The organism is Italian clover phyllody phytoplasma str. MA1, from assembly GCF_000300695.1.
Classification (GTDB): domain Bacteria; phylum Bacillota_I; class Bacilli_A; order Acholeplasmatales; family Acholeplasmataceae; genus Phytoplasma.
In genome coordinates, this window is record NZ_AKIM01000107.1 from 1 (window position 1) to 1,256 (window position 1,256).

At 22.3% G+C, this 1,256-nt stretch carries 3 protein-coding genes; all 3 read right to left on the reverse strand.

Features of this window, described 5'->3' with window-relative positions:
- Positions 1-15 precede the first annotated feature (15 nt).
- The gene (locus tag RI01_RS02730; protein WP_152411631.1) at positions 16-267 is read right to left on the reverse strand and encodes a hypothetical protein; all 252 of its coding nucleotides are present in this window, start codon (positions 265-267) and stop codon (positions 16-18) included.
- Between the two features lie 33 nt (positions 268-300).
- On the reverse strand, positions 301-630 hold the full coding sequence (locus tag RI01_RS02735) for a single-stranded DNA-binding protein (protein ID WP_017193143.1): 330 nt from the start codon (positions 628-630) through the stop codon (positions 301-303).
- 431 nt (positions 631-1,061) lie between these two features.
- On the reverse strand, positions 1,062-1,205 hold the full coding sequence (locus RI01_RS03780) for a hypothetical protein (protein WP_017193145.1): 144 nt from the start codon (positions 1,203-1,205) through the stop codon (positions 1,062-1,064).
- Positions 1,206-1,256: the final 51 nt, after the last annotated feature.

Below are 1,256 nucleotides of genomic sequence, written 5' to 3' on the forward strand. Positions count from 1 at the left end.
CTGTATACCCAGCATCTAATAATTCCCCTTAGCTGTAAATCTGGCAGCTTCTAATTCATAAGATAAAAAACCAGAATCTTTAAAATCTTTAGCTGTAAATCCAGCTTTTTTTAAATCTCTAATTTTATATCCATCATATATTAATCGTCTAGCTGTATGACCATCTTTTTTATATTTTTTAATTGAATTTATGACCGAAAAACTAACAATAAAATAAACAAAACCAAATCCTAATGAAAAAATTATATATGTAAAAATATTAATCATTATTTGTTGCATAACCTTTAATTATTTTTCTCCTTATTTTTCTTTTTTAAAATCTAAATATTGAATAGATTGACATTCTACTTGTGTAATAAATTTTTTTTCTTTTTTATCTTTATCAATAACATTAACTTTAATTCGACCTTCAACGCCAATTAAAGAACCTTTAACAACATATTTAACTAAATTCTCTGCTTGTTTATTCCAAACAGCACAAGAAATAAAATCTGCTTCTTTATCACCTTTATCATTAGTAAAATTCCTATTTACAGCTAAAACAAAACGTACTAAAGGAATATTGCCATTAACGAAATGTAATTCTGGATTTTTGGTAATTCTACCTACTAAAATTACTTTATTAATCATTTTTCTTCTTTTAACCTTTCCATAATTTTATTAATTATTTTTACAATATCTTTTTTATATAAATAATTATTATCGTTATAATCAAGAAGACTGTTTTTTACTTCTAATATTAATTCTTCTTGTTGAACAAAACTAAATTATTATTTTCCTCAATTGGAATTTTTCTTACAAGAAAAAAATTAACATATATAAAAATACCAACAATAGAACCCATCAATAAACAAATAAAATTATCTAATAAATTATTATTATTTCTCATTATAAAATCCTTTATGAAAATAAGCAATATTTAAAAATATTGCTTATTTCAACCATGTTATTTTAGTACTATCAGGCACGATAAAACCAAATTTATACAAGATAAACACACATATTCCACTTAAAGCAATAAGTGTTAATAACTGTCTTAAAGTCATTGTTTTTTCTCCTTTTTATTTCAAATATAAATTAAAATTTCTTAATTCTTTATCTGTATATCCAATATTTATCAATTCTTGAACTGTATAACCAGAAGTAATAAAATCACTAACTGTAAACCCAAATTCTCTTAAATCTTGAACTGTATACTCAAACATAAATTTCTTTTTATTTAGTAATAGAAATATAACCCTTATGAGCTAAAAAAA

Coding starts and splice junctions, on each gene's coding strand:
- RI01_RS02730 (WP_152411631.1), bottom strand. CDS start 267: ATGATTAATATTTTTACATATATAATTTTTTCATTAGGATTTGGTTTT.
- RI01_RS02735 (WP_017193143.1), bottom strand. CDS start 630: ATGATTAATAAAGTAATTTTAGTAGGTAGAATTACCAAAAATCCAGAA.
- RI01_RS03780 (WP_017193145.1), bottom strand. CDS start 1,205: ATGTTTGAGTATACAGTTCAAGATTTAAGAGAATTTGGGTTTACAGTT.